This is a genomic window from Ruegeria sp. YTSA219 (assembly GCF_059609985.1).
This window is the reverse complement of sequence record NZ_JBXWMT010000017.1, coordinates 18,605-42,295: the sequence shown is the minus strand read 5'-3', so window position 1 is coordinate 42,295 and position 23,691 is coordinate 18,605. Positions and strand designations below refer to the sequence as shown.

Annotated in this window: 27 protein-coding genes; 9 read left to right on the top strand and 18 right to left on the bottom strand. The window is 59.0% G+C overall.

Annotated features, from left to right (window positions below):
• Positions 1 to 35 precede the first annotated feature (35 nt).
• The 14 genes from AC2FFB_RS18135 to rbfA form a co-directional block, all read right to left on the bottom strand.
• A complete protein-coding gene (locus AC2FFB_RS18135) occupies positions 36 to 767 on the bottom strand; it encodes a glycosyltransferase family 25 protein (RefSeq protein ID WP_496875263.1) in 732 nt (243 codons plus the stop codon).
• Positions 768 to 815: 48 nt separating this feature from the next.
• Positions 816 to 1,346, bottom strand: coding sequence for a helix-turn-helix transcriptional regulator (locus AC2FFB_RS18130; protein ID WP_271952098.1), 531 nt, complete (start codon positions 1,344 to 1,346; stop codon positions 816 to 818).
• A gap of 23 nt (positions 1,347 to 1,369) precedes the next feature.
• A complete protein-coding gene (locus tag AC2FFB_RS18125; protein ID WP_142640003.1) occupies positions 1,370 to 1,642 on the bottom strand; it encodes a PepSY domain-containing protein in 273 nt (90 codons plus the stop codon).
• Positions 1,643 to 1,815: 173 nt separating this feature from the next.
• Positions 1,816 to 3,966 (bottom strand): polyribonucleotide nucleotidyltransferase, encoded by a 2,151-nt coding sequence (gene pnp / locus AC2FFB_RS18120; RefSeq protein WP_281973783.1) that lies wholly within the window; start codon positions 3,964 to 3,966, stop codon positions 1,816 to 1,818.
• 236 nt (positions 3,967 to 4,202) lie between these two features.
• Positions 4,203 to 4,571 (bottom strand): DUF1761 family protein, encoded by a 369-nt coding sequence (locus AC2FFB_RS18115; RefSeq protein ID WP_142640007.1) that lies wholly within the window; start codon positions 4,569 to 4,571, stop codon positions 4,203 to 4,205.
• Positions 4,568 to 4,990, bottom strand: a complete 423-nt coding sequence (locus AC2FFB_RS18110; protein ID WP_281973782.1) for an SRPBCC family protein — start codon at positions 4,988 to 4,990, stop codon at positions 4,568 to 4,570. The genes AC2FFB_RS18115 and AC2FFB_RS18110 overlap by 4 nt, the downstream gene beginning before the upstream one ends.
• A complete protein-coding gene (locus AC2FFB_RS18105; protein ID WP_142640011.1) occupies positions 4,971 to 5,324 on the bottom strand; it encodes an ArsR/SmtB family transcription factor in 354 nt (117 codons plus the stop codon). The genes AC2FFB_RS18110 and AC2FFB_RS18105 overlap by 20 nt, the downstream gene beginning before the upstream one ends.
• Before the next feature lie 316 nt (positions 5,325 to 5,640).
• Complete coding sequence (locus AC2FFB_RS18100; protein ID WP_281996033.1) at positions 5,641 to 5,850, bottom strand: hypothetical protein; 210 nt, start codon at positions 5,848 to 5,850, stop codon at positions 5,641 to 5,643.
• A gap of 689 nt (positions 5,851 to 6,539) precedes the next feature.
• Complete coding sequence (rpsO, locus tag AC2FFB_RS18095) at positions 6,540 to 6,809, bottom strand: 30S ribosomal protein S15 (RefSeq protein WP_142640015.1); 270 nt, start codon at positions 6,807 to 6,809, stop codon at positions 6,540 to 6,542.
• A 145-nt stretch (positions 6,810 to 6,954) separates the two neighbouring features.
• Positions 6,955 to 7,968 carry a calcium-binding protein gene (locus AC2FFB_RS18090; RefSeq protein WP_496690431.1) on the bottom strand — a complete coding sequence of 338 codons (1,014 nt, stop codon included), beginning with the start codon at positions 7,966 to 7,968 and terminating at the stop codon, positions 6,955 to 6,957.
• A 94-nt stretch (positions 7,969 to 8,062) separates the two neighbouring features.
• The gene (locus AC2FFB_RS18085; protein WP_496714231.1) at positions 8,063 to 8,566 is read right to left on the bottom strand and encodes a DUF1643 domain-containing protein; all 504 of its coding nucleotides are present in this window, start codon (positions 8,564 to 8,566) and stop codon (positions 8,063 to 8,065) included.
• Positions 8,567 to 8,587: 21 nt separating this feature from the next.
• Positions 8,588 to 9,493: a tRNA pseudouridine(55) synthase TruB gene (gene truB / locus AC2FFB_RS18080; RefSeq protein WP_496714227.1), complete on the bottom strand. Its 906-nt coding sequence runs from the start codon at positions 9,491 to 9,493 to the stop codon at positions 8,588 to 8,590.
• 60 nt (positions 9,494 to 9,553) lie between these two features.
• Positions 9,554 to 10,291 carry a phosphodiester glycosidase family protein gene (locus AC2FFB_RS18075; protein WP_496714223.1) on the bottom strand — a complete coding sequence of 246 codons (738 nt, stop codon included), beginning with the start codon at positions 10,289 to 10,291 and terminating at the stop codon, positions 9,554 to 9,556.
• Positions 10,288 to 10,683, bottom strand: coding sequence for a 30S ribosome-binding factor RbfA (gene rbfA, locus AC2FFB_RS18070; protein WP_142640024.1), 396 nt, complete (start codon positions 10,681 to 10,683; stop codon positions 10,288 to 10,290). Before rbfA ends, AC2FFB_RS18075 begins: the two co-directional genes overlap by 4 nt.
• Positions 10,684 to 10,774: 91 nt before the next feature.
• Between rbfA and dapB the strand changes: the two genes are divergently transcribed.
• Positions 10,775 to 11,584 carry a 4-hydroxy-tetrahydrodipicolinate reductase gene (dapB, locus tag AC2FFB_RS18065; protein WP_142640026.1) on the top strand — a complete coding sequence of 270 codons (810 nt, stop codon included), beginning with the start codon at positions 10,775 to 10,777 and terminating at the stop codon, positions 11,582 to 11,584.
• Positions 11,585 to 11,609: 25 nt separating this feature from the next.
• Here the strand turns inward: dapB and AC2FFB_RS18060 are convergent, their stop codons facing one another.
• From AC2FFB_RS18060 to tmpA, 3 genes are read right to left on the bottom strand one after another with little or no spacing between them, the layout of a single operon-like run.
• Positions 11,610 to 12,278, bottom strand: a complete 669-nt coding sequence (locus AC2FFB_RS18060) for an ureidoglycolate lyase (RefSeq protein ID WP_281996035.1) — start codon at positions 12,276 to 12,278, stop codon at positions 11,610 to 11,612.
• Positions 12,275 to 12,865, bottom strand: a complete 591-nt coding sequence (tmpB, locus tag AC2FFB_RS18055; RefSeq protein WP_142640030.1) for a (R)-1-hydroxy-2-trimethylaminoethylphosphonate oxygenase — start codon at positions 12,863 to 12,865, stop codon at positions 12,275 to 12,277. The genes AC2FFB_RS18060 and tmpB overlap by 4 nt, the downstream gene beginning before the upstream one ends.
• Positions 12,862 to 13,998: a 2-trimethylaminoethylphosphonate dioxygenase gene (gene tmpA / locus AC2FFB_RS18050; RefSeq protein ID WP_142640032.1), complete on the bottom strand. Its 1,137-nt coding sequence runs from the start codon at positions 13,996 to 13,998 to the stop codon at positions 12,862 to 12,864. Before tmpA ends, tmpB begins: the two co-directional genes overlap by 4 nt.
• A 99-nt stretch (positions 13,999 to 14,097) precedes the next feature.
• Here tmpA and AC2FFB_RS18045 point away from each other — a divergent pair, with 99 nt between their 5' ends.
• Positions 14,098 to 14,955 (top strand): LysR family transcriptional regulator, encoded by an 858-nt coding sequence (locus tag AC2FFB_RS18045; RefSeq protein ID WP_496875262.1) that lies wholly within the window; start codon positions 14,098 to 14,100, stop codon positions 14,953 to 14,955.
• On the opposite strand, the gene AC2FFB_RS18040 is transcribed toward AC2FFB_RS18045, so the two are convergent.
• Positions 14,956 to 15,138 (bottom strand): DUF1674 domain-containing protein, encoded by a 183-nt coding sequence (locus AC2FFB_RS18040; RefSeq protein WP_142640036.1) that lies wholly within the window; start codon positions 15,136 to 15,138, stop codon positions 14,956 to 14,958. It lies immediately after the preceding gene.
• Between the two features lie 89 nt (positions 15,139 to 15,227).
• Here AC2FFB_RS18040 and AC2FFB_RS18035 point away from each other — a divergent pair, with 89 nt between their 5' ends.
• The 7 genes from AC2FFB_RS18035 to AC2FFB_RS18005 all read left to right on the top strand — a co-directional run bounded on the left by AC2FFB_RS18035 (position 15,228) and on the right by AC2FFB_RS18005 (position 23,688).
• Entirely contained in the window at positions 15,228 to 16,484 is a 1,257-nt protein-coding gene (locus AC2FFB_RS18035; RefSeq protein ID WP_496690436.1) for an RsmB/NOP family class I SAM-dependent RNA methyltransferase, read from the top strand.
• A gap of 90 nt (positions 16,485 to 16,574) precedes the next feature.
• Positions 16,575 to 18,314: a heparinase II/III family protein gene (locus AC2FFB_RS18030; protein ID WP_496875261.1), complete on the top strand. Its 1,740-nt coding sequence runs from the start codon at positions 16,575 to 16,577 to the stop codon at positions 18,312 to 18,314.
• A 22-nt stretch (positions 18,315 to 18,336) separates the two neighbouring features.
• Positions 18,337 to 19,926, top strand: a complete 1,590-nt coding sequence (gene purH / locus AC2FFB_RS18025) for a bifunctional phosphoribosylaminoimidazolecarboxamide formyltransferase/IMP cyclohydrolase (RefSeq protein WP_496875260.1) — start codon at positions 18,337 to 18,339, stop codon at positions 19,924 to 19,926.
• The gene (gene lspA, locus AC2FFB_RS18020) at positions 19,926 to 20,396 is read left to right on the top strand and encodes a signal peptidase II (protein WP_281973770.1); all 471 of its coding nucleotides are present in this window, start codon (positions 19,926 to 19,928) and stop codon (positions 20,394 to 20,396) included. The genes purH and lspA overlap by 1 nt, the downstream gene beginning before the upstream one ends.
• A 50-nt stretch (positions 20,397 to 20,446) precedes the next feature.
• A complete protein-coding gene (locus AC2FFB_RS18015; protein WP_271952136.1) occupies positions 20,447 to 20,965 on the top strand; it encodes a DUF3035 domain-containing protein in 519 nt (172 codons plus the stop codon).
• 81 nt (positions 20,966 to 21,046) lie between these two features.
• A complete protein-coding gene (locus tag AC2FFB_RS18010; RefSeq protein WP_496875259.1) occupies positions 21,047 to 22,387 on the top strand; it encodes a M16 family metallopeptidase in 1,341 nt (446 codons plus the stop codon).
• Positions 22,384 to 23,688, top strand: a complete 1,305-nt coding sequence (locus tag AC2FFB_RS18005) for a M16 family metallopeptidase (RefSeq protein WP_271952138.1) — start codon at positions 22,384 to 22,386, stop codon at positions 23,686 to 23,688. Before AC2FFB_RS18010 ends, AC2FFB_RS18005 begins: the two co-directional genes overlap by 4 nt.
• Positions 23,689 to 23,691 lie beyond the last annotated feature (3 nt).

The following is a 23,691-nucleotide window of genomic DNA, read 5'->3' as shown; positions in this document are numbered from 1 at the left end:
GCGCCTCGCGGCGCGATTCCCCCCGGAAGGTATTTTCAGCCAGATGAAGCAGGCGGGCGCTGCGGGTGCAGGTGCAGCTTGGCGCGGTAGGCTGCGCGCTTGAACTCTCGGGTTAATTTGTCTGACAGGGGCGGTTTTGTCTGAATGGTCGAGCCGCCGATTTCCTGGGCCACTTCCTGATTTCCGCTGCCTTGCAAGGCGTGAACCGGCTGGTCTGTCAGCCAGTGCATCTGCAAGAAGGTATCGACAGGGCGGTCGATTTGGTCGGTGGTCGCCAAAAGGCGTTCGGCGGCGTTTTTCCCCACCATCTGACATACGCATTGCAGGCCGATCACCTTGGGTAGGATCAGCCGCAGGCCGTCTTGTTCTGCCAGGACCTGTGCCGGTACTTCGCGCTGTTTTACGGGGATGCGGATATAGTGATCGGGGGTGGCGATTGAGGCCAGCAACCCAAGCGCCTGTTCCATTCGCGCCCGATCTATGCGCAGGTCATCCTCGGAGATGATGGCCAGGTCGATATCGTCCTCGACCAGCTTGCGCCAGATGCGTCGATGGCTTTCGAACACGCCGATTTCTGCGGGTCGCAAGGGGAATGGGTAATGCGGGCGGTGCAGATTTCCGGAATGCAGTTCGACACCGGAAATCTGGCCAGGGTCGCGGCCATTTACGGCCTCAAACAGTTCAGCATTGGGCAGGGCCGCGCAGAGCTGATCAGCATTGGGACGGCGCGCGGTGCTCGAGGACATATGGATGACAAAGGATCGCATACCCCGTGCATAGAACACCGCGTCAGGCGGGGAAAGAGCAACCGTGGATCAAGCCTGGCCCTGGTCGGCGGGTTCTGACGACGAGGACGTGTTGACCAGGGGTTCGGACAAAAGCTCTTCGACAAAAAAGCTGAGCAGTTGGAGCCGCCCTGAGACACCCGCCTTGCGGTAAATCGCAGCGCTTTGTGCCTTGATAGTCCCTTCTTTCGTCTGTCTCAGCTCGGCGATTTCTGCGATCGACAAACCCTTGATGGACAATATTGCGACATCGCGTTCCGCATTGCTGAGCTGCCACTGCGTGAATTGATTTTCGATGACCTGCGAAAACGCGCCCTGCGCCACGCCCAGTTGACGCTGCATGTCCTGCACGCGCAAGCTCTGAGCCCGGATCAGGGTGATTGTCGCCACCAAACCACCGATCAGAGCCAGAGACAGGAACAATTCGAACTGGTGCAAATGCCGAAACCCGGCAGTTTCGCCACCAAACCAATCGAGCGCTGCATCGGTTAGGAAAAAGGTGGCGCAGACAGCCTGCACCACCAGAAGGAGCCAGAGTAAAGACGTCTGTGAAATCTTCATAGCGCTCCTTTAAGATTGTCTGGTCAGTCGTCGTCCTCTTCAAGCTCGATCGCGGTGACAACGCCATCGGTCTTGTTCAGGACCAGTTCAGTTTCCACGCCATCCTTGACGAGTTCAACCTCGATCTCGCCATCTTCGAATTCGATCTCTTCGATCTGGTATCCCTGCGCCTCGAGAGTGGTGCGGATATCGGTCTCGGTGGTGCCCAGCTTGTCCCCGACTGTCACGTTGGCAAAAGCCAGCACCGGGGCGGTCGCGATCAGTCCGGTCAGAGTCAGCATTTTGAAAGTCTCCATTTCGCATCTCCTAGATTTGTTGCGTCGATGTAGGAGACGTGGGTTCGCCTGGCCGGTGGTGCGATTGGATTTCGGTTGAATTGGGCGGAATTGGTCCAAGGTTTATGCTGACAGAACAAAAAAAGACCCCGGACAAAGCCGGGGTCTTTCGAGAAATCAGAGGGGCGAGCAGATTATTCTGCGCCTTCCTCTTTCTTTTCTTTCTTCTCAGGTGCGATCTCTTCGCCGGTTTCCTGATCGACGATTTTCATCGACAGGCGCACCTTGCCGCGGTCGTCAAAGCCCAGCAGCTTGACCTTCACTTCCTGGCCTTCCTTCAGAACATCCGACGGATGGTTCAGGCGACGGTTTTCGATCTGGGACACATGGACCAGACCGTCGCGCTTGCCAAAGAAGTTCACGAAAGCACCAAAGTCGACGATCTTGACCACTTTACCGGTGTAGATCTGGCCTTCTTCGGGTTCGGCAACGATCGAATGGATCATCTCATAGGCCTTCTTGATCGATTCCCCATCGGGCGAGGCGATCTTGATCACGCCATCGTCGTTGATGTCGACCTTGGCACCCGAGACTTCGACGATTTCGCGGATGACTTTGCCGCCGGAACCGATCACTTCACGGATCTTGTCGGTGGGGATGTTCATGGTCTCGATGCGCGGTGCGTGGACCGAGAAATCATTGGTCTCGGACAGGGCTTTGCCCATCTCGCCCAGGATGTGCATCCGGCCGTCCTTGGCTTGCGCCAGGGCTTTCTCCATGATCTCGGGCGTGATACCCGCAACCTTGATGTCCATCTGCAGAGAGGTGATGCCGTTTTCGGTACCCGCAACCTTGAAGTCCATGTCGCCCAGGTGGTCTTCGTCACCCAGAATGTCCGACAGGATCGCGTAATCGCCGTCATCTTCCAGGATCAGACCCATGGCAACACCGGCAACCGGTGCTTTCAGCGGAACGCCCGCATCCATCATCGACAGCGAACCGCCGCAAACAGAAGCCATCGAGCTTGATCCGTTGGATTCGGTGATCTCGGACACGATGCGGATCGTGTAGGGGAAGTCGGTTGCCGCAGGCAGAACCGCCTGCAACGCGCGCCATGCCAGTTTGCCGTGACCAATCTCACGACGTCCCGGAGGGCCCACGCGACCCGCTTCACCAACCGAATAAGGAGGGAAGTTGTAATGCAGCAGGAAGTTCGATTTGAAGTTGCCGTGCAGGGCGTCGATGAACTGCTCATCATCACCGGTGCCCAGCGTGGTTACAGCCAGCGCCTGTGTTTCACCACGGGTGAACAGGGCCGAGCCGTGTGTCCGCGGCAGCATCGAGGTTTCTGCAACGATCGAACGGATATCGGTGGTCGAACGACCGTCGATCCGCTTGCCGCCTTTGACGACGTCGCCGCGCAGGATGCCTGCTTCCAGCTTTTTCATCGCCGAGCCAAGGTTCGCGTCTTCCAGCTGTTCCTCAGTCAGGGCTTCCTTGATCGCATCGCGGGCAGCGGAAACAGCGGCAGTGCGCTCTTGCTTGTCGGTGATTGCGAAGGCGGCGCGCATCTGCTCTTCACCTGCGGCCTTAACGGCAGCAGACAGCTCAGAATAATCGGGCGCTTGGAAATCAAACGGCTCTTTTGCCGCGTCTTCGGCCAGTGAAATGATCAGGTCGATCACCGGCTGAATCTGCTCATGTGCGAATTTGACCGCACCCAACATCTCGGCCTCGGACAGCTCGTAGGCTTCCGATTCAACCATCATCACGGCGTCTTTGGTGCCGGCAACAACCAGATCCAGACGCTGTTCAGGGTTCAGACGCAGGTCCTGCATGTCGTCCACAGTCGGGTTCAGAATGTATTCGCCATCCTCGAAACCAACGCGGCAACCAGCAATCGGGCCTCTGAACGGTGCGCCGGAAATGGTCAGCGCGGCAGAGGCTGCGATCATCGCCACCATGTCAGGGTCGTTGACCAGATCGTGGCTCAGCACGGTGCACATCACCAGAACTTCGTTTTTGAAGCCGTCAACAAACAGCGGGCGGATCGGCCGGTCGATCAGACGCGCGGTCAGCGTCTCTTTTTCAGTCGGGCGCGCCTCGCGCTTGAAAAAGCCACCCGGAACTTTACCGGCGGCATAATATTTCTCTTGGTAGTGGACGGTCAGCGGGAAAAAGTCCTGACCGGGTTTTTGCTTCCGCGCAAAGGTCACGTTTGCCATCACGCTGGTCTCGCCCAGCGTGGCAATCACACTGCCGTCCGCCTGACGGGCAACCTTGCCGGTTTCCAGTGTCAGCGTCTCTTCGCCCCACTGAATTGATTTCTTTGTTACATCAAACATTTGCGTATCCTAGAAGGGAGCACTCCCGCCCCTGCGGGTCTCCCGTTTGCGTGGCGGCCCCATTGCCGCCGACCCCACTTTATCTTCCATTCGAGTGCCGGGGTCAGAGCACAACGTCTCAGATGGACCGCCCATACAGCAGTTTGGGGGCTTTGGAAAGGCAGGAGTTCCGAGGAAGGGTAAGGGTATAAAGGGCGCATGCCCGATCCATCGAGGATCGGGCAGACGCGGCGATCCTACAGGATCGCGTGGGCCAGGATCATGACGATACCACAGCCCAGCGCATAGCCGGTGTCGACCGCAATGGCGAAGCCGCTTTTTTGCGCCCATGTCCCGACCGAGGCTGTCTGCGCCGCCACCGCAAGGATTGCAAGCAGGGCGACGCCCAGGCTATTGGTAGTCTCGGTCACCGCGATTACCGCAGCCAGCAGGATCAGGAACACGATCTGTGTGGCCATCGCGCCCAGTGGCGGGGTTTCGGGCGGCGTCGGGTCGATGCGGGTGCCTTCTGCCCAGCGTTTCTGAAAGCCCATAGGGCCGTAGACCAGCCAGCCCAACAAAAAGGCAGCGACCACCCCTGCACCGAGAGCCAGCCAGTTGATCATAGTGCCGTCTCCAGCGCCGCAAGGATAGCGGTCCAGCCGCCCTCGTGATTGTCCCGGCTTTCCTGCGAGGGAAAGCGGATGTGGTGCAGCCGCAGCTCGGTGCCCTTTTCGGTGGGTGTGAAATCCAGTGTGACCGTGGAATCGTCTTGGCTGTAGGGCGAATTCCAGGTGAATTGCAGACGGTTGGGGCGGTCGATGACCTTGTATTCGCCCTCATGCGGCAGATCGCCAGCCTCGGGCGCGCGCATGATGATTTTGAACCTGCCGCCGACCTTGGCGTCGGAATGCGCTTCGGGCACGGTCATGCCCGGTGCCGGCAGCATGAATTTTGCCAGCATCTCGGGGTTGAGCCAGGCATCAAACACCTTTTCGGGTGGATGTGGAATGGCGCGCGTTATTTCAAGTGACAGGTCCGTCATCTTCTGGGTCCTCCAAAGCAGTTTCCAAGGCGTCCAGCCGAAGCGCCCAAATCGAACGCAACCCGGCAAACCAAGAATCAACGGCTGATAAAGGAGCCATCTGAACCTCGATCAGATGTTCGCGCCATTCGGTCCGGCGCTGCACCAGCTCGGCGTTTTCCAGCACCTTGATGTGCTTGGAGACCGAGTTGAGGCTCATATCGAATTGCCGCGCAATGTCCGTCACCCGCAATGGTCCCTGCTGCGCAAGCATCGTCAGAATAGCGCGGCGGGTCGGGTCGGACGCGGCCTTCAATATTGCATTGAGGTCATATCGACTCTCTCGTTCAACCATTTGGATGAATTACAACCTTATTCTGCTTCAGTCAACCATTTGGGTGAATAACATGTTGAAACCCTGATTGACCAGTCGCCAAATGCACCCTGTTGGATAAGGGTTTGGCCCTGATCGGTGCAGATGTGTCCGAATACAGTCTGAGTCAGGTAAAATTTGGGGAGGACATGTGTGGCAAACGATTTTGGTGGAGCCACTGACTACAGGTGAGATCGGACCGTATTGGCCCCGTCTCCAGCTTAAAGAAGATGATCCATTCTATTATGATCGTGCAGAAAGCGGATTTCATATATCCGGGATCAAAGCGGGTCTGGGCCTATTGCAACGAATCTTCTTTGCTACGCGGTTGGGGAGACCCCAATTCTTCTTCTTTCAATATGCCACGGAGGATTGCGGCAGTTTCCACCTCGGACATTTTTTTTACGATGCCATCTGTGCCAGAGACTGTTGTTGACTTTTTTTCTGATTTAGGAGCCTGGGAAAGGTTAGCTGCAAAAACGCGGTTCAAAACTGATTTTAGAGGCATTGTTAAACTCCAGTAAAATAGTCGTCGGACACTGTCGCTGCGGGCCAGTCCGAACCACGAGGGTGGGAGGGCTCAAAGACCGTTTGCCGTGAGTGTGTACCCGCAGCGACAGGCGGCATTTAGGAACCGACCGATCCTGTGCAAAGGGGGAAGATATTGGCCTTTCGCGTCATTTTTTGACTCTCTGATAAAAAAACACGACGTTGCTTACGTTTACGTCAACTTTCTAAACCAGCGCTCAGAATCTGCGACGCAACGTCACAATTTGACACCTGTTCATCACGGGCAAATTCAACGGTCCTGAAGGCAAAAAAGCGGCCGTCTTTAGGGGCGATTCTATCGTGCAAGCAGGCGGAACCGTGGCTCCCAATAAAAACGGGCGCGCCCATTGTGGGCGCGCCTTGAAAAGGGAGGACTATGAAAAACCTAACGCTCGAAAAAAAATAAGCGCCTACTCACTACAGTTCCTAGACTGCAGCGATTTGAGCAGCTTGTCGGTGAAGTGGATCACACGGCGCGAAAAAAGTTTCCATCGTCCGAGATGTTGTCGTGATCGGTCATCGAGAAGGCAGCGAAAGGCTTTGCTTCAAGGTCGGAGAGAACCCCAAAACCAAATACGCCCGCCGAATGGCGAGCGTATCATGATCTATAGGCTTTTCAGCGTCTGTATCAAAAACAGCAGCGCGCGCTTAGCGGCGGATGCCCAGCTTTTTGATCAGGTCCTGGTACCGTGCTTCTTCTTTGCCTTTCAGATAGTCCAGCAGCTTACGGCGCTGGGCAACCATCTTCAGAAGACCACGGCGACCGTGGTTGTCTTTCTTGTGGGTCTTGAAGTGCTCGGTCAGGGTGGTGATACGCGAGGTCAGGATGGCAACCTGGACTTCTGGCGAACCGGTATCGCCGTCCTTGGTTGCGAATTCTTTCATGACGCGATCTTTTTCAGCGGCAGTAATCGACATCGGGGTCTCCTTTGAAAAGGTTAGGGTTGATGGCACAGGCCGGGATGTCGTCCAGCGCAGGCCCATGGAGAAAACCGCATCGATTCCGACACGGATGCGCGCGTATAGGCGCATTTGCGGTCAATGGCAAAGGGATTCTGGAAATTCAGCCCAGCGCGCAGAGCTGCGCCAGATCGCCTGAGGATATCAGTTGAATGTCATCGGCGCTGACTCCGTCTGCCCCGATCAGCTGCACCACGTTCTGCCCGTCGACAATTACATGGGTCAGGTTCTCGTCTTCGGTGTCTGTCTTGATCTGAATGTCCGGGTTTTCCTGACCTTCCCATGAGATCAGCAGCTTGTCTTGACCGGGCTGAAAATCCATGACGGTGACGGCGTCATCATCCGATTCGGGCGAAACCACGATGTCATCGTCACCTTCGCCCCCGGTTACGATATCACCGCCTTCGGCAAGGATCGTATCATCCCCGGCGCCACCGTTCAGGAAATCCAGCGCGTTGGTGTCCTCTCCATCCTGACCGTCCAGAATATCGTCGCCATCACCGCCGAACAGCACGTCCTCGCCTTCGCCACCGCTCAACCGGTCATCACCAAACCCGCCATGCAGTGCGTCATCGCCCTCACCGCCGATCAGAATGTCGTCATCCTGCCCGCCATACAGCTCATCCTCGCCCATCCCGCCGTCCAGGTGATCTGCGCCGAAATGCCCGTAAAGTGCATCATCCCCCTCATCGCCCGAGATTTGATCGTCGCCCGCCTCTCCGTGAAGGACATCCTGGCCAGCGCCGCCAAAGATCGTATCAGCGCCTCCTCCCCCATGCAGGGTGTCATCGCCTTCGCCACCATAAATCGTGTCATCCCCCGCATATCCATTGATCTGATCGTCGCCGTCCTGGCCGGTCAGGATGTCCAGATCCTCGGTACCAGCGATGATCATGTCGCCCTCGATTTCGGATATGATCGTCCCGGTCGAAATCTCGGGCGCTTCGGGTTCCTCGACATTCTCACCGACGTCAAGGAATTCGCCAGTTTCGACCGCAGGAGGCTGGTCGTCGACGACATCGTCCTCACCGGGATCTTCATCTATGTCAAAGACATCGCCGATGGCATAGGCCACCCCGCCGACAGCCGCCAGACTAAGCAATCCGATCAGAAACATGACAACCTCCTTGAACGCATTGCTTCGAGGGTGAAATGTCCCATGCGATCAGGGCTTTGGTCAAAGCCTAGCTGAGCTTGTGGTTAACCCTTTGTCACCAGGGTTCGGGGTTTTGGGTGTAAGCGATATAGAGCGGATGCTTGGGATGGCCCTCCTTGGTAAGCCCAAGGTGGTACATCGGCTGACCGGTGCCGCGCAGCAGGGTTTCGACGGCGGTGCCTCGATCCAAATGAGCGCCATGGGTGCCCCAGGCAGCGATGACCTGATCGGCCCAGTCCACGCCATTCAGAATGGCCATGTCATTCTCTGGCCCCACCGGATCGGCAGCGGCCCGCATCTTGCGTGGATCAGTATCGCGCCATGCAAAGATATTGGTGACCTGAAACGCGCCGAACCCCAGTGCGCGCGCCCGGCGTTCGCAGCGTTCCACCGTCGGATCGTTCTGCACCTCGGTCGCCGTGGACGGATTCAGCATCACAAACAGCGCCTTGCGCCCGGCCGGATCCCAGATGCGCGTCAGGCTATAGCGGTATCTCTCGCAATCTGAATAAACAGCGGTCGAGGGCGCGTCGCCCTTGGTATGTGTGCGCGTGATCATGGGTTTCGACTAGCACGCAGATTACGTGACGAACACCCGGCTGGGATGCAATTCGCCGGATTTATAGATGCCGACCGCCACCGCCTGACCATCCAGCGAGGCCCAGGCCTCATCCCCGTATTCCACATCGGACGCCAGAACCATACCAGGGTTGCCGTTACGCAGACGGGTCGCACCTTCGGGGGTGCATTTCAGTTCGGGCAGGTCCGATAGGCCAGTTTCCAGCGGGTGCAGGAAATCATCCAGCGCGGTGGTTTTGGCCATCTCGTCGATCTGTTCAATGCTCAGCCCGTCTTTGGTCTCGAACGGGCCGGACCAGATACGGCGCAGTTCGCGGACATGGCCGTAGCACCCCAGCGCAGCCCCCAGATCGCGGGCGATCGATCGGACATAACCGCCCTTGCCGCAAGTCATTTCCAGCATGACGTGGTCGTCGTCGGGGCGGTCGACTAGAACCAGCTCTTCGACCCACAGGGGACGCGCAGCCAGTTCCACATCCTCGCCATCGCGGGCCAGCTTATAGGCACGCTGCCCGTCGATCTTCACCGCCGAGAATTTCGGCGGGACTTGCATGATTTCACCGATAAAGGGCGCGAGGGACTCTTTGATGTCATCATCCGAAGGGCGCGCATCGCTGCTTGCGATTACCTCGCCCTCGGCGTCATCGGTATTGGTGGCCTGACCCAGTCGCACGGTGAAGGTATAGGCCTTGAGTGCGTCGGTGATATAGGGAACGGTCTTGGTCGCCTCACCCAAAGCCACGGCCAGAACTCCGGTAGCCTCGGGGTCCAGCGTGCCCGCATGGCCCGCTTTTTTCGCGTCCATCGCCCAACGCACTTTGTTGACCACGGCGGTCGAGGTCATGCCTGCGGGCTTGTCCACTACCAGCCAACCGGAAATGTCGCGACCCTTGCGTTTGCGTCCCATTCTGCACCTTGTTCTTTGCCGAGGCGCGCGAGTTAGCGGATCGGTCGGGCCCTGTCAATTTCAGGGCGTGTCTTCGACCACACCAACAATCGGCCCCAGTGAAAACCCGACATCGGATCGATTATTCACCCGGTCATACATACGTGAGATATTGCCATCAAAGAACAGCGCATTCGGGGTTTCCAATACCTCGCGAAACAGGCTGCCGAATTCGTGGAAGGTGACGTAATCCTCGGAAATGGCAAACAGTGCGCGGGCGCCATCATCGCTGGTACCCACACCATTGCGAACATAAACCGACGTCGAATCGGACAGGAATCGAGGGTGCAGTTCCCCGTCGATCACCAGCATCGGGCCGGATTGGCTGGCAAACCGGCAATCCGGGGCTTGATCTATAAAGTCCAGCGTCTCGAACACGTCGGCGCGGCCCTCGCGGATGCAGAACACCCCGTTGGGCAGAAGGCCGAAATTTCCGGGGCCGGGGTTCGGGATTACACGCATCTGCTCCTGCCCGTCTTCGACATAATGGCCAACGGGAGAGCGGTCGTCGTGATACATGCCTGCGTTCATCGCAAAGGCCAGACGCTTGCCATCGGGCTCCAGCGCCTCATTCACCGCCGAGAAATGCCCTAGCAGGTCGCCATTCTCGTCGTTGAGGAACAAGCGCATGTCCTCATTCGCTGCATCCACCTCGCAGACAGTGTAGCGTTTGTCACTATGCGTGACCTTTTCGCATGTTACTGCCCCGGCTTGCGCCGTCCACAGGAAAGCGCCCAAAGTGACAAATGCCCGGATCACTCGTCGAGATCGCGGCGCACCGCGTCCTGATCGAACATGCGGCGGGTGTCATCCAAACGGTCGAATGTGTCATCCAGCCGGAATCGCAGATCGGGGGAGAATTTCAGCCCGACCTTTTTACCAACCATGCGCCGCAGCTCGTGCTTGTTGCGGGCCAGCAATTCGATCACATCCTCCTGCCCTTTGCCGCCCAGGGGCAGCACAAAGGCGGTGGCGATCTTCAGATCGGGCGAGGTGCGCACCTCACCCACAGTGATTGACATGCGATTCAGGTCGGGATCGTGGACATCTCCGCGCGCCAGAACCTCGGACAGGGTGCGGCGGATCAGTTCGCCGACACGCAGCTGTCGTTGGGACGGGCCGGGGCCATCGTGGAATTTGTTCTTAGCCATATCCCCGATCTAAGCGCAAAGCGGGGCTTTGCCAAGCGGGTGCGAACCGGGTAGGAGGCTTTGAGCCAATCAATGCAAAAGGACCAGCGCAATGACCCATATTCCGGGGATCGTCATCACAGGGGCTTCGGGCCGTATGGGTCAGATGTTGATCAGGACCGTGACCGACAGCGATCAGGCGCGTCTGGTCGGCGTGGTCGAGCGCACGGGTCATGATTGGGTTGGGCAGGATGTGGGCGTGGCCATGGGCGGTGCAGCGCTGGGCGTCACGGTGACCGACGATCCGCTGGAGGCCTTTGCCCAGGCGCAGGCCGTGATTGATTTCACCGCACCCGAGGCGACGCTGGAATTCGCCGCGTTGGCGGCGCAGGCGCGCTGTGTGCATGTGATCGGCACTACCGGGATGAGTGACGAGCAGATTGCCGCTCTGGAGCCGGCCTCACGTCATGCGGTGATCGTGCGGGCGGGAAATATGAGCCTGGGTGTGAACCTGCTGGTACAGCTGACCAAAAAGGTCGCTGCCGCGTTGGATGAAGATTTCGATATTGAGGTGATCGAAGGGCATCACCACCACAAGGTCGATGCGCCCTCGGGCACCGCGCTGATGCTGGGCGAGGCTGCTGCGGAAGGGCGTGGTGTAGATCTGGCTGAGGTGTCCGATCGGGGCCGCGATGGTATGACCGGCGCGCGCAAACGGGGCGATATCGGGTTCCATGCCATTCGCGGCGGCGACATCGTGGGTGAGCATGACGTGCTATTCGCGGCACCGGGCGAACGCATCGTGCTGCGCCACCTGGCCACTGACCGCGCCATTTTCGCGCGCGGCGCCCTGAAAGCCGCACTTTGGGGGCAGGGTAAAGCGCCTGGCCAATATGACATGGTGGACGTTCTGGGGCTTTGACACCGCCCGGGAGCCGACAGACCGACTACAACTCTCGGATCTTATCTGCGCGCAAAGGGCAGGCGAGATAGACGCCGAATTCTTTGCCGATATCCGCACTGACCCGCGCGTGAACCTTGCCCTGCCGATCCAGAAAACGCTGATTGTCCTCGACCGGGAATATCCCCTCGTGCCAGATGCCAGGATGGATATACAGCCCGCGTGACCCATCACACCAGAAGGCCACCACCTTTTCCGGTGTCAGATTGTCGCCCGGCAATGCGGCAGGGATGATGAAAGGCTTGTTGTCGATCGGCCAGAACATCTGTCCGCCATCGGGGTGATAGTTCATGTGCCAAAGCAGAACCTGATCGCGCGGAGCAGTTTGCCGGTTGGCGTTGGCCTGTTGCGGATCAGTGGACCAGCCGAGGACATAGTGGCCGTTGACCGCTTCGTTCTCGCCGTAAAGGACGTCCCCTTTCCACTCACCATGAAATGTGCCTTCGACCCAACCGGCTTCATCGCCGGTGCCTTCGTCGATGGGCCGCCAGCCTTGCTGTGGCCAACGGACGATTTCAATTTCGAATTCTTCGGGGTCGTCGACCAGACAGCCATAGCCCTTGACCGACTTGTCTGTAGCACGGATCAAGGGGACCTCGTGCCAAGGCAGGGATGGTTTGGTGTTGGCCTCAAAAATGTATTCTGGGGCGTTCATGTGAGCTCCTGATATTTTTCGACCATTCGCTGCACCATCGGCGCAAAATGGTTGAAATCGGGGGTTTCCATGTCTGCACGTTTACCTGCTTCGTCCAGATAACGCACCTGAATGATCTCTTTCAGGTTCGGGTTCTGCTCGAATTCGGCAACTTCTCTGGCACTCATCGGCCCGCCTTGCAGTTCCAGTGTATGAACCGAAGCCGTGGACAGGCGGTTGAAATATTCGGGCTTGGTAGCGCAAAGATACCGTTTGGCCGCCACGTGATAGCGGCAGCAATCGGTGATAACAGACGGAAAGAACTGTTCCAGCACCTCGGCGCCTGCATCTTCGTGATGGCGGTCTTCGGTGTCGTCGGGGTGGTACGTGCCGAATTCGGATGTGAAATGACCGATATCGTGCAGCAATGCCCCTACGATGATCTCTTCGGGCATGCCGTTCTGTTCGGCAATGGTCGCGCCCTGCAGCATGTGTTCTGCCATGGTGACGGGTTCGCCCAGATATTCCTCGCCTCCGCGGCGGTCAAAGATATCCCCGATGAAGGCCACGATATTGTCGGGGGTCAGGGTCGAGAAATCAGGTTTCATTCCGCCGCCTCCAGTGTCGCCAGTTCCATCGCCGCCAGCGTTGACAGTAAGCCGTCCTTGTCGGCATAGCAGCCTTGCAACCACCGCGACCCGGCGCCGGAATAGCCCAGACGCGCGTGCAGGACGCGGGTGTTGTCAACGATGAAGCTTTCGCCCGGCTCCAGCTTGAACGACACGCCCATGGCCGGATCGTCGATTATCTCACCCAACTGGCGATAGGCGGCGTAATAGGCCTCCATCAGATCGAAGGGGATATCCACAAACGGAGCCGACGAGCGGTTGTTAAAGCGGATACCGATCAACTCGCCGTCGGGCGATAGCTCAATCATTGGGCGGCGCGACCGCAGGCAGACCCCGTCCGAGCCCTTGTATTCGAACCGCGCCGGGAAACCTGCCAACAGGGCAAATCCATCGGGGTCCTGATCGCGCAGTTTTTCCGCCGCCCGGAACCCGTCCACAACAATGGAATCGCCACCCTCGGCGCTGTTTTCCAGGCAGTACAGGATCTGCAATGTCGGTACCGGGTCGCGATAGGGGTTGTCGGTGTGCGCCTGCAGGCCAAGCCCTGTAAAGGCCAGGTTGGTCGGGTTCACTTCGGTTCGAACCTCGAAATAGGGGCCATAGTTGGTCTGACGGACGTATCCGAACAGATCAGCCACCTTCAACAGGGATTCCGGTTCGGTCGGGCCACTGGTCAGTTTGGCAAACCCGTATTCGGCGACCATTGCCAGCCAGCCACGCTTGGCTGCGGGTTTGGCGTGGACGTCGCTCCAGTCGGCGCTGGGCGCGTCGAGCCCTTGCTCCCAGGTGGTGATCCCGGGCGCGGTGCGGCCAAAGTTGCGGCTGTCCTCTTGGTCATAGCTATGCGCAGCCAGCCAATCGGCGGGGAAAGTGACAGTCTTGTTTTCGGGTTGAAATGTGACGGTGAGGTCGCCGTTGGCCACTGAGGCAGCGCTGACCATGGTATCGGCGGGGATATCGCCAATGGTGATCAGGCGCTGTCCGTTGCCCGGTGCCCGTGTGTCAGGATCAAGCGCGTTGTCGCGTAGCCAGATGGCGTGAAAGCGGGCACTTGGGCCTGTATCGAATTCCACGGTGACGATTGACGGAGTATGGGTGGCAGAGCGCAGCATGGGGTTTCTCCTGTTCGCGCGGGGCTTTGCTTGAGGATATACGCCCCCTATGGCATTACGACAATTAATCCTTGTTGCTGCTGAGGCCTGGAAAATCTTATGGATAAAAAGAAGATCGGCTTGCCCCCGCTGGACTGGTTGCGCATATTCGAAGCGGCGGGGCGGTTGGGTGGATTCTCGGCAGCGGCGCGCGAGTTCGGTCTAACGCAGGCTGCCGTCAGTCAGCGCATCGGCAACCTTGAGGCCTGGTTGGGCCGCACGCTGTTTGTGCGCGAGGCGCGCGGTGTATCGCTGACCGTCGAGGGCGAAAGCTATCTGCCGCTGGTTCAGGACAGCTTGCAGGCGCTCGAGCGCAATACCGAAGACCTTTTCGGAAAATCCCCGCGCGAATTGCGGGTGGCTGGCCTGTCGTCCCATATCAAAGCCCTCGTCATACCCGCTCTTGCACGTTTTCACGACCTGCGCCCCAAAGTTCGGGTGCTGACAGATTCTGTGGCGCGACGGTCTTCGCTGGATGAAGAGAGGACTTGGCTTCAAATCCGCTATGGGCGTGGGGCGTGGCCCGGGCGAGATGCCGAACTGATTGCCGCCGAAGTGCTGGTGCCGATGGCAGCGCCGGGTGTGGATTGGTCCGCGCCCTTGATTGATCTGCGCGGTGAAAGGCCCGGCTGGCGTGATTGGGCGAAAAACACCACTCAGACCGACCTGCGAACCTCGAAAATGAGCTTCGATTCGATGGAACATGCGATTTCGGCGGCTCGGCAGGGTTTGGGCGTTGTGTTGGGATCCATGCCCTTGGCGCAATCGGACTTGCGAGCGGGGCGGTTGCGTCGACTGGATTTGCCCGAATTGAACGCAAAAGATGGCTATTGGCTGACCTGGCCCGAAGAGCGTGCGAAATCCAATAAGCAACGGGCGCTCATCGCGGATTTTCTGCAGGCCCTGCGCGGGGATTGATCAGAAATCTATCGCGATGCCTTTCTTTTCCCAATCGCCATAACGTGCAGGATCGGGGCCGTCGCGTCCGCCCAGCTCTTTGGGTCGCGCTTTTGCGTCGGCTTCGGCCTTGCGACGGCGGTCCTCCGCCTCAGCCAGCGCGCGTTGTGCGGCAGGCGGCAGGTCTTTGGGCTCGTCACTCATGACATCGGGTTCCTTTCAGTGCATTGGCTTGATATACGCCCCCGTCCGCCCTTGGCAATGCGGACGAGGGTCACATCAAAGGCGATTCAATGTCCGATAACGCAACGGCCGCGCGACGCAGCGCAATCTACCTTCTGGATCAGATCTTGGGTGAGGGGCGGCTGATGTCAGAATGTCTGGCTGCAGGTGCGCTGGAGCGATTGGCACCAGAAGACCGGGCGCGGGCACAGCGGCTGGCGTTGCAAACGCTGCGTGGGCTCGAACGCGCCGACCGTCTGTTGGACAATCACCTGAACCGCACTCCCGCCCTGACCGTGCATAATGCCCTGCGTCTGGGAGCGGTTGAGCTGTGCCATGGCGAGGCAGCGCATGGCGTCGTAAATTCCATGGTTGAGATTGTCGGTCGCTCGCGCAAGCATGGGCGGCTCAAGGGGTTGGTGAACGCGGTTCTGCGCAAGGTGGCGGCGGAAGGGCCAGAGGCTTGGCCGAAAATGCGCGTGCCGCGCCTACCCGAGTGGCTGCGCGATCCATTGATCATGGCCTGGGGTGCCGAGGCCGTGACCGGCATGGAGCTGGCGCATTTCGAGGGCGCGCCGCTGGATCTTTCGGTCAAGCCCGGGGCAACAGCGCCGGGTGAGATGCTTCCGACCGGTTCGATGCGGGTTCGGGATGCGGGGCAGGTGTCCGCTCTGCCGGGATATGATCGCGGTGACTGGTGGGTTCAGGATGCCGCCGCCGCACTGCCTGTCCGAGTTCTGGCGCCTAAGGCCGGAGAGAAAATTCTGGACCTTTGCGCTGCGCCCGGTGGCAAGTCGTTGCAGTTGGCGGCTGCGGGGGCCGATGTGACTGCGCTGGATATCTCGGAATCGCGGCTGGAACGAGTCCGCGAGAACCTGACGCGGACGGGCCTGATGGCTACGGTCATCGCGGCTGACGCGCTTGAATATCAAGGCCAGTATGACGCCATCCTTCTGGATGCGCCCTGTTCCGCCACCGGCACGATCCGCCGCCATCCTGATCTGCCCTTTGCCAAGGACGGGTCGGAATTCGGCGCGCTGATCGAGCTGCAAACGCAGATGCTTGCTCATGCCTGGACCCTTCTGAAACCGGGCGGGCGGTTGGTGTACTGCACCTGCTCGTTGCTGCCCGATGAGGGCGAGGTGCAGGTTGAAGAGGCGCTACAGATGTATCCTGATATGCAAGCGGACCGGGCCGCTTTACAGGTCGTAGGGATCGAAACGGGCTGGATCACCGAAGAGGGCGGTTTGCGTCTGCGGCCTGACTATTGGCCGGGGACAGGCGGCATGGACGGCTTCTATATCGCCTGCCTGACGAAATCGACCTGAAGGCACGCTTTTCGATGACTTGACGATTGCTCCGGTCTATCGTTGGGTCTCAGGCGCCAGCAGAGCGCAAGGGGCAGAGTAACGAGCGTCATGTCAAATTCGGACACCATGGCAAACCGATGGTCGCGATTTCAGAACCGGCTTTATGCGCGGCTCAGTCAGCGGCGCAAGGCCGTTACCGGATTTGTGGGCGATCCGGAACCACGCACGGTTGGATCATTTGCGCGCGGGCGTCAGTTGGTGGCTGGGAACCTGCTGTTCTCGGGCTATCTGGTAGAGGCGCAGGATACAGGCTTATGGGATGTCACTGCGCCCAGCACCGGATTCGACGATGAACGCCACGGTTTTGCCTGGCTGGATGATCTGGCGGCTGTTGGCGACATCCGGGCGCGCGAAAAGGCGCAACGCTGGGTCTGGGGCTGGATCGAAGCACATGGGCGCGGGCACGGGCCCGGTTGGGCACCTGATCTGACAGGCCGGCGAGTGATGCGTTGGATCAATCACGCGATCTTTTTGCTGCGCGGTGTGGATGAGCAACAAAGCAAGGTCTTTTTCAGTTCGCTATCTCAGCAGGCCTGGTTCCTGTCGAAGCGCTGGCATGCTGCGACGCCTGGCCTGCCCCGGTTCGAGGCGCTAGCCGGTCTGGTGCAGGCTGGTTTGGCTTTGGAAGGGCTTGAGCAGATGGCAGAGCCCGCCCTGCGCGCTCTGGCGCGGGAATGTGACAGTCAGATAGATCAAAAAGGTGGTATCTCCACGCGCAACCCCGAGGAGCTGCTGGAAGTCTTCACGCTGCTCGCCTGGACATCGGCAGCACTTAGCGATCTGGGGCGGGGTACACCTGGGGCGCAGGCGAATGCGATTAAACGGATGGCCCCGACCATGCGTAATCTGCGTCATTCGGATGGTGCACTGGCCCGTTTCCACGGGGGCGGGCGCGGGGTCGAGGGGCGTCTGGATAAGGCTCTGGCGCAAAGCGGCGTCAGACCGCAAAGCGAGAACGGCCTGTCCATGGGATTTGCCCGTCTCTATGCGGCACGGACCAGTGTGGTAATTGACGCCAGTTCGCCGCCCAAAGGGGATGCGTCATATAACGCACATGCGTCGACCTTGGCATTCGAGCTGACCTCGGGCCGCCGACCTCTGATTGTGAATTGTGGGTCTGGGGAAACCTTTGGGTTGGAATGGCGTCGGGCCGGGCGCGCCACGCCGTCGCATTCGACACTTTGTCTTGACGGCTTTTCAAGTGCGCGTCTGACCTCAGCTGTTCCTGGTACGGAACGTGAAGGGCTGGTGGACGCGCCAAAGGATGTTCCGGTCGAGTTCGAAGACGCGTTCGAGGGAACCCGGTTTATGGCCGGGCATGATGGCTATACCAAAGTGTTCGGCCTGACCCATGCCCGAACGTTCGAGCTGCGCTTTGACGGGCGGGAGCTGACCGGCGAAGATATTCTGCTTACCACAAGTGACAGGGCCAAGCGGCAATTTGACAAGGCGCTGGATGCGTCGAGCCTGACTGGTATCGGCTTTGACATACGGTTCCATCTGCATCCGGACGTGGATGCGGCGATAGATTTGGGCGGTGCGGCGGTGTCCATGGCGCTCAAAAGCGGTGAGATTTGGGTGTTCCGCCATGATGGTGTGGGGAAATTGTCAATCGAGCCAAGTGTTTATCTTGAAAAGGGCCGTTTGAAGCCACGCGCGACAAAACAGATCGTTCTATCTGGCCGCGCAATGGAGTATGCGACGCGCATCCGGTGGACGTTGAGCAAGGCGCAGGATACAGCCTTTGCCGTGCGCGACTTGCACCGGGACGAGCCCGAGTTTGACTGACGCCAAAAGGACCTTTGGACCCATGACCGATCTTCACCCCGTGCGCCGCGCGTTGCTTTCCGTATCCGACAAGACCGGGCTGATCGAGCTGGGTAAGGCGCTGGCCGACCGCGGGGTCGAGTTGTTGTCGACCGGCGGCACAGCAAAAGCGTTGCGCGATGCGGGGTTGGAGGTGAAGGATGTCAGCGAGATCACCGGTTTCCCCGAGATGATGGATGGCCGGGTCAAGACGCTGCACCCGATGGTGCATGGCGGCTTGCTGGCCTTGCGTGACAATGACACCCATGTCGCCGCGATGAACGAACACGGCATCGACGCGATCGACCTGCTGGTAGTGAACCTCTATCCGTTCGAGGCGACCGTGGCTAAAGGCGCTGGCTATGACGAATGTATCGAGAATATCGACATCGGCGGCCCGGCGATGATCCGTGCCGCCTCCAAGAACCACGCGTTTGTCAATGTCGTGGTCGATGTCGAGGATTACTCGTCGCTGTTGGATCAGCTGGACGAGAATTATGGCAAGACCTCATATGGTTTCCGTCAGTGGTTGGCCCAAAAGGCCTATGCCCGCACCGCTGCTTACGATACCGCCGTATCGAACTGGATGGCCGATGCGCTGCTGCTTGAGGCCCCCAAACGCCGCGCTTTTGCGGGCGAGTTGAAACAGACACTGCGCTATGGCGAGAACAGCCATCAGACCGCTGCATTTTATACCGACGGTACCAACCGACCCGGTGTGGCGACCGCCCTTCAGCATCAGGGCAAGGAACTGAGCTATAACAACATCAACGACACCGATGCGGCGTTTGAGCTGGTTGCGGAATTCGATCCCGTCAAGGGTGCGGCCTGTGCCATCATCAAACATGCCAACCCGTGTGGCGTTGCGACAGGAGGCACGCTGCTGGACGCCTATAAGGCCGCGTTCGACTGTGACCGTACCTCGGCCTTTGGCGGGATCGTGGCCCTGAATCAGCCGCTGGACGCTGAAACCGCGCAGGAAATCACAGGGATTTTCACCGAGGTTGTGATCGCGCCCGGCGCCTCGGATGAGGCCAAGGCGATCTTTGCCGCCAAGAAAAACCTGCGCCTTCTGACGACCGAAGGCCTGCCGGATGTGACCGCTGGTGGCAAAACCGTGCGTCAGGTCGCGGGCGGTCTGTTGGTGCAAGACAAGGATAACGGATTCGTCGGCATGGATGACCTGACGGTTGTCACCAAGAAGGCCCCGACGGATGAACAGATGCGCGACCTTCTGTTTGCCTGGAAGGTGGCAAAGCACGTGAAATCCAACGCCATCGTCTATGTTAAGGACGGCGCGACCGTGGGTGTCGGCGCGGGTCAGATGAGCCGTGTGGATTCCGCCCTGATCGCGGCCAAAAAGGCCGAACGTATGGCCGATGTGCTGGGCTTGGCCCAACCGCTGACCATCGGCTCGGCGGTGGCGTCAGACGCGTTCTTCCCCTTCCCCGACGGTTTGATGGAGGCCGCAGAGGCAGGCGCCACCTGCGTGATTCAGCCTGGCGGCTCGATGCGGGATGACGACGTGATCGCCGCCGCAGATGAGGCCGGTTTGGCCATGGTCTTTACCGGCATGCGTCATTTCCGTCACTGATGCGTGCCCGATTGCTCCTCTGGGCGGCGTTGACCGCGTTTCTGATCGACCAGATCAGCAAGTACCTGGTCGTTCATGTGATGCGCGTGGCCGAAGGGCCGATCAGCGTTCTACCGCCCTTTCTGGTGTTCAGATATGGCGAGAATCGCGGCATCAATTTCGGCCTGTTTCAGGGCAATGGCGACGCCGCGCGCTGGGCTCTGATCGGAGTTTCACTGGTGATTTCAGTGGGCGTGTTGATTTGGTTGATGCGCACGGCCCCCTCAAAGCTCATGTTGGTCTGTGGCGGCCTGCTGATCGGCGGTGCGCTTGGCAATGTGGTGGACCGCGTGTTGTACGGATATGTGCTGGATTTTCTGAACATGTCCTGCTGTGGTTTCGACAACCCCTATGTGTTCAATCTGGCCGATGTATTCATATTCGCAGGTGCGTTCGGGTTGGTGCTGTTTGATAGGAAAAAGCCCTCGTGACGCGGGTTTGGAAATACGATAAAAGCGCCTGAAACAGGCTGGAGACTTTCATGCGGTTGCCGCGTTCCATATTTGTTGTGACTATGAGTCTTGCGGTTGCGGGATGTTCGGATATCGGTCTGCGCCACCTCGAGCCGCCGGGCCCGGGTCCGGACGAGTTTGCGATTCTGCCGGTCAAACCTCTGACCCAGCCCGAGAACTACAACTCTTTGCCCGCACCGACACCGGGTGGCACAAACCTGACCGATGCCAATCCCACAGGGGATGCTATTGCCGCGCTGGGCGGGAATCCGGCTGCTTCGAATCCAAATACCGCTGTGCCTGCCTCTGATGGCGCGCTTGTCACGGCCTCCAGCCGATATGGCGTTCCGTCAAACACACGGCAGGTCGTCAACCAAGAAGATGCGGATTTCCGCAAGCGTCAGGGGCGCTGGACCCGTTTGCGGCTGTTCAACGTAGACCGATATTCGCAGGTTTACCGTCGCTGGGCTATCGACCCGAACAAGCAAACCCAGGCTGCGCGGAACGCTGGAATCGAAACGCCATCGGCGCCGCCGGTCAATGAATAATTCTTAACTTTCCGTCATCGGGGTTGAACCCGCGCGGCACCACCGTAGTTTGAACACCAGAAACGAAACGGAGGATGCCCCATGGTTCGGGCTCTGGCACTGTCGGCTGCTCTGATCGCCGCCACCCCGGTTTTTGCCGAAGATGGGCACGAGGCGGTCACCACCTTTACTCTGGATAACGGTATGGACGTTGTCGTGATCGAGGATCACCGCGCCCCAGTCGTGCAGCACATGGTCTGGTATCGCGCCGGTTCGGCGGACGAACCCGTCGGCTCGTCCGGTGTGGCGCATTTTCTGGAACACCTGCTGTTCAAGGCCACCGACACGCTGGAGGCGGGCGAGTTTTCGGCAACCGTCGCGGCCAATGGCGGCAATGACAACGCGTTCACCTCGTATGATTACACCGCCTATTTTCAGCGTGTTGCTGCCGACCGGCTTGAGCTGATGATGCGGATGGAGTCAGACAGGATGCGCAATATCCGCCTGTCCGATGATGACATCGCCACCGAGCGCGACGTGATCCTGGAAGAACGTAACCAGCGTACCGAAAACAACCCGCGCGCCCTGTTCGGTGAACAGGTCAGCGCGGCGCAATACCTCAACCACCGCTATGGTGTCCCCGTTATCGGTTGGAAACATGAGATGGAGACGCTGGACCTGGACGATGCACTGTCCTTCTATCAGATCCACTATTCGCCAAATAACGCTATCCTGGTGGTGACCGGTGATGTTGAGCCAGACGAGGTCAAATCCCTGGCCGAGCAATATTACGGGGTAATCCCGGCAAACTCGGACCTGCCCGAACGCGTGCGATCACAGGAGCCGCCACAAACCGCTGAACGCCGTCTGACCTTTAAGGATGCGCGCGTATCGCAGCCCTATGTTCAGCGCAGCTATCTAGCACCCGAACGGGACGCAGGTGCACAGGAAAAAGCCGCCGCCCTGTTCCTTCTGGCTGAATTACTGGGGGGCAGCACGACGTCGTACCTGAATGAAAAACTGCAGTTCGAGCAGCAAAAGGTCGTCTATACCGGTGCGTTCTACCGAGGCGTGTCGCTTGACGATACCACATTTGATCTGCTGGTTGTTCCGGCCGAAGGCGTGTCGCTGCAAGAGGCCGAGGATGCGATGGATCAGGCCGTGACCGATTTCATCGCCGAAGGTGTGAACGAAGAGGATCTGGATCGGATCAAGATGCAGCTGCGCGCCGCGCAGACCTATGCGCGAGACAATGTGGACGGGATCGGCAATCGCTATGGCCGTGCCCTGGCCAGCGGGCTGACGGTCGAAGATGTACAGGCTTGGCCTGATGTCCTGCAGGCGGTGACCGGTGATCAGATCATCGCCGCCGCGCGCGAAGTGCTGCAGCCTGAAACCTCGGTCACGGGCTGGCTGATGCGAGACGATGAGGTAACGCAATGAAGCGGATATTTGTAACTCTGATAGCTTTGGTCATCGCAGTTCCTGCATGGGCCGAGATCGAGATTGAAGAGGTCACCTCGCCGGGTGGCATCACCGCATGGCTGGTCGAGGATCACTCGATCCCCTTCACCGCCCTGGAGCTGCGGTTCCGCGGTGGCACGTCGCTGGACGACCCGACAAAGCGCGGCGCGGTGTATCTGATGAGCGGCCTGATAGAAGAAGGCGCTGGCGAAATGGATGCCCGCACCTATGCGCGCGAGCTGGAATCTCTGGCCGCGTCGTTCGGGTATAGCGCCTCAGACGATTCAGTGTCGATCTCGGCACAGTTTCTGACCGAAAACAGGGATGAGGTGATTGACCTGTTGCGGACCACGATTCACGAACCGCGTTTCGATCAGGATGCTGTAGACCGTGTTCGCGCTCAGGTTCTGTCGGGTCTGCGGTCAGATCAGACCAGCCCCAGTGACATTGCCGGGCGCAGCTTCGCGGAAATGGCCTATGGCGATCACCCCTACGGTTCCGAAGGCAAGGGCACGATCGAGAGTGTCAGCGCCTTGACCCGCGATGATGTGGTCACGGCATATGAGAACGTGTTTACCAAGGATCGTCTGTATGTAGGCGCGGTCGGCGATATCACCCCAGAGGAACTGGGCGCGGTGCTGGACGAGCTCTTGCTTGATCTGCCGGATACCGGCAAACCGATCCCTAAGCGGGCCGATGTGACAATCACTGGCGGAGTGAGCGTGATCGAGTTCGATACGCCGCAATCGGTGGCTCTGTTCGGCCATGCCGGGATCGACCGCGACGACCCGGATTTCTTTTCCGCCTATCTGTTGAACCACATTCTTGGCGGCGGGGGTTTCGAAAGCCGCCTGATGCAGGAAGTGCGCGAAAAACGCGGTCTGACCTATGGTGTGGCGACCTATCTGGTGCCAAAGGATCTGGCCTCTGTGTATCTTGGGTCGGTGTCCTCTGCCAATGACCGTATTGCCGAAGCCGTTGATGTGATCCGCAACGAATGGGCGCGCGCCGCATCCGAAGGGGTCACTCAGAAGGAGTTGGACGACGCCAAGACCTATCTGACCGGTGCCTATCCGCTGCGCTTTGATGGCAACAGCCAGATCGCCGGGATCATGGTGGGTATGCAGATGGAGGATTTGCCTATCGACTATATCGCCACACGCAATGACAAGGTAAATGCAGTGACGCTTGAGGATGTGAACCGGGTGGCGTCCGAACTGCTGGATCCAGATGGTTTGCACTTTACCATCGTTGGCAAACCCGAAGGTCTGGACGGCTGACCC

What these genes read in the sequence shown, in the direction of transcription:
- tmpB (WP_142640030.1), bottom strand. Translation starts at nt 12,865, where the DNA reads ATGAAACCTGATTTCTCGACCCTGACCCCCGACAATATCGTGGCCTTC.
- AC2FFB_RS18040 (WP_142640036.1), bottom strand. Translation starts at nt 15,138, where the DNA reads ATGAGTGACGAGCCCAAAGACCTGCCGCCTGCCGCACAACGCGCGCTG.
- pnp (WP_281973783.1), bottom strand. Translation starts at nt 3,966, where the DNA reads ATGTTTGATGTAACAAAGAAATCAATTCAGTGGGGCGAAGAGACGCTG.
- AC2FFB_RS18030 (WP_496875261.1), top strand. Translation starts at nt 16,575, where the DNA reads ATGTCAAATTCGGACACCATGGCAAACCGATGGTCGCGATTTCAGAAC.
- lspA (WP_281973770.1), top strand. Translation starts at nt 19,926, where the DNA reads ATGCGTGCCCGATTGCTCCTCTGGGCGGCGTTGACCGCGTTTCTGATC.
- AC2FFB_RS18035 (WP_496690436.1), top strand. Translation starts at nt 15,228, where the DNA reads ATGTCCGATAACGCAACGGCCGCGCGACGCAGCGCAATCTACCTTCTG.
- AC2FFB_RS18125 (WP_142640003.1), bottom strand. Translation starts at nt 1,642, where the DNA reads ATGGAGACTTTCAAAATGCTGACTCTGACCGGACTGATCGCGACCGCC.
- purH (WP_496875260.1), top strand. Translation starts at nt 18,337, where the DNA reads ATGACCGATCTTCACCCCGTGCGCCGCGCGTTGCTTTCCGTATCCGAC.
- AC2FFB_RS18100 (WP_281996033.1), bottom strand. Translation starts at nt 5,850, where the DNA reads ATGCCTCTAAAATCAGTTTTGAACCGCGTTTTTGCAGCTAACCTTTCC.
- AC2FFB_RS18130 (WP_271952098.1), bottom strand. Translation starts at nt 1,346, where the DNA reads ATGAAGATTTCACAGACGTCTTTACTCTGGCTCCTTCTGGTGGTGCAG.
- tmpA (WP_142640032.1), bottom strand. Translation starts at nt 13,998, where the DNA reads ATGCTGCGCTCTGCCACCCATACTCCGTCAATCGTCACCGTGGAATTC.
- AC2FFB_RS18115 (WP_142640007.1), bottom strand. Translation starts at nt 4,571, where the DNA reads ATGATCAACTGGCTGGCTCTCGGTGCAGGGGTGGTCGCTGCCTTTTTG.
- rbfA (WP_142640024.1), bottom strand. Translation starts at nt 10,683, where the DNA reads ATGGCTAAGAACAAATTCCACGATGGCCCCGGCCCGTCCCAACGACAG.
- AC2FFB_RS18105 (WP_142640011.1), bottom strand. Translation starts at nt 5,324, where the DNA reads ATGGTTGAACGAGAGAGTCGATATGACCTCAATGCAATATTGAAGGCC.
- AC2FFB_RS18015 (WP_271952136.1), top strand. Translation starts at nt 20,447, where the DNA reads ATGCGGTTGCCGCGTTCCATATTTGTTGTGACTATGAGTCTTGCGGTT.
- AC2FFB_RS18085 (WP_496714231.1), bottom strand. Translation starts at nt 8,566, where the DNA reads ATGATCACGCGCACACATACCAAGGGCGACGCGCCCTCGACCGCTGTT.
- AC2FFB_RS18110 (WP_281973782.1), bottom strand. Translation starts at nt 4,990, where the DNA reads ATGACGGACCTGTCACTTGAAATAACGCGCGCCATTCCACATCCACCC.
- AC2FFB_RS18060 (WP_281996035.1), bottom strand. Translation starts at nt 12,278, where the DNA reads ATGAACGCCCCAGAATACATTTTTGAGGCCAACACCAAACCATCCCTG.
- rpsO (WP_142640015.1), bottom strand. Translation starts at nt 6,809, where the DNA reads ATGTCGATTACTGCCGCTGAAAAAGATCGCGTCATGAAAGAATTCGCA.
- AC2FFB_RS18090 (WP_496690431.1), bottom strand. Translation starts at nt 7,968, where the DNA reads ATGTTTCTGATCGGATTGCTTAGTCTGGCGGCTGTCGGCGGGGTGGCC.
- AC2FFB_RS18135 (WP_496875263.1), bottom strand. Translation starts at nt 767, where the DNA reads ATGCGATCCTTTGTCATCCATATGTCCTCGAGCACCGCGCGCCGTCCC.
- truB (WP_496714227.1), bottom strand. Translation starts at nt 9,493, where the DNA reads ATGGGACGCAAACGCAAGGGTCGCGACATTTCCGGTTGGCTGGTAGTG.
- AC2FFB_RS18005 (WP_271952138.1), top strand. Translation starts at nt 22,384, where the DNA reads ATGAAGCGGATATTTGTAACTCTGATAGCTTTGGTCATCGCAGTTCCT.
- AC2FFB_RS18045 (WP_496875262.1), top strand. Translation starts at nt 14,098, where the DNA reads ATGGATAAAAAGAAGATCGGCTTGCCCCCGCTGGACTGGTTGCGCATA.
- dapB (WP_142640026.1), top strand. Translation starts at nt 10,775, where the DNA reads ATGACCCATATTCCGGGGATCGTCATCACAGGGGCTTCGGGCCGTATG.
- AC2FFB_RS18010 (WP_496875259.1), top strand. Translation starts at nt 21,047, where the DNA reads ATGGTTCGGGCTCTGGCACTGTCGGCTGCTCTGATCGCCGCCACCCCG.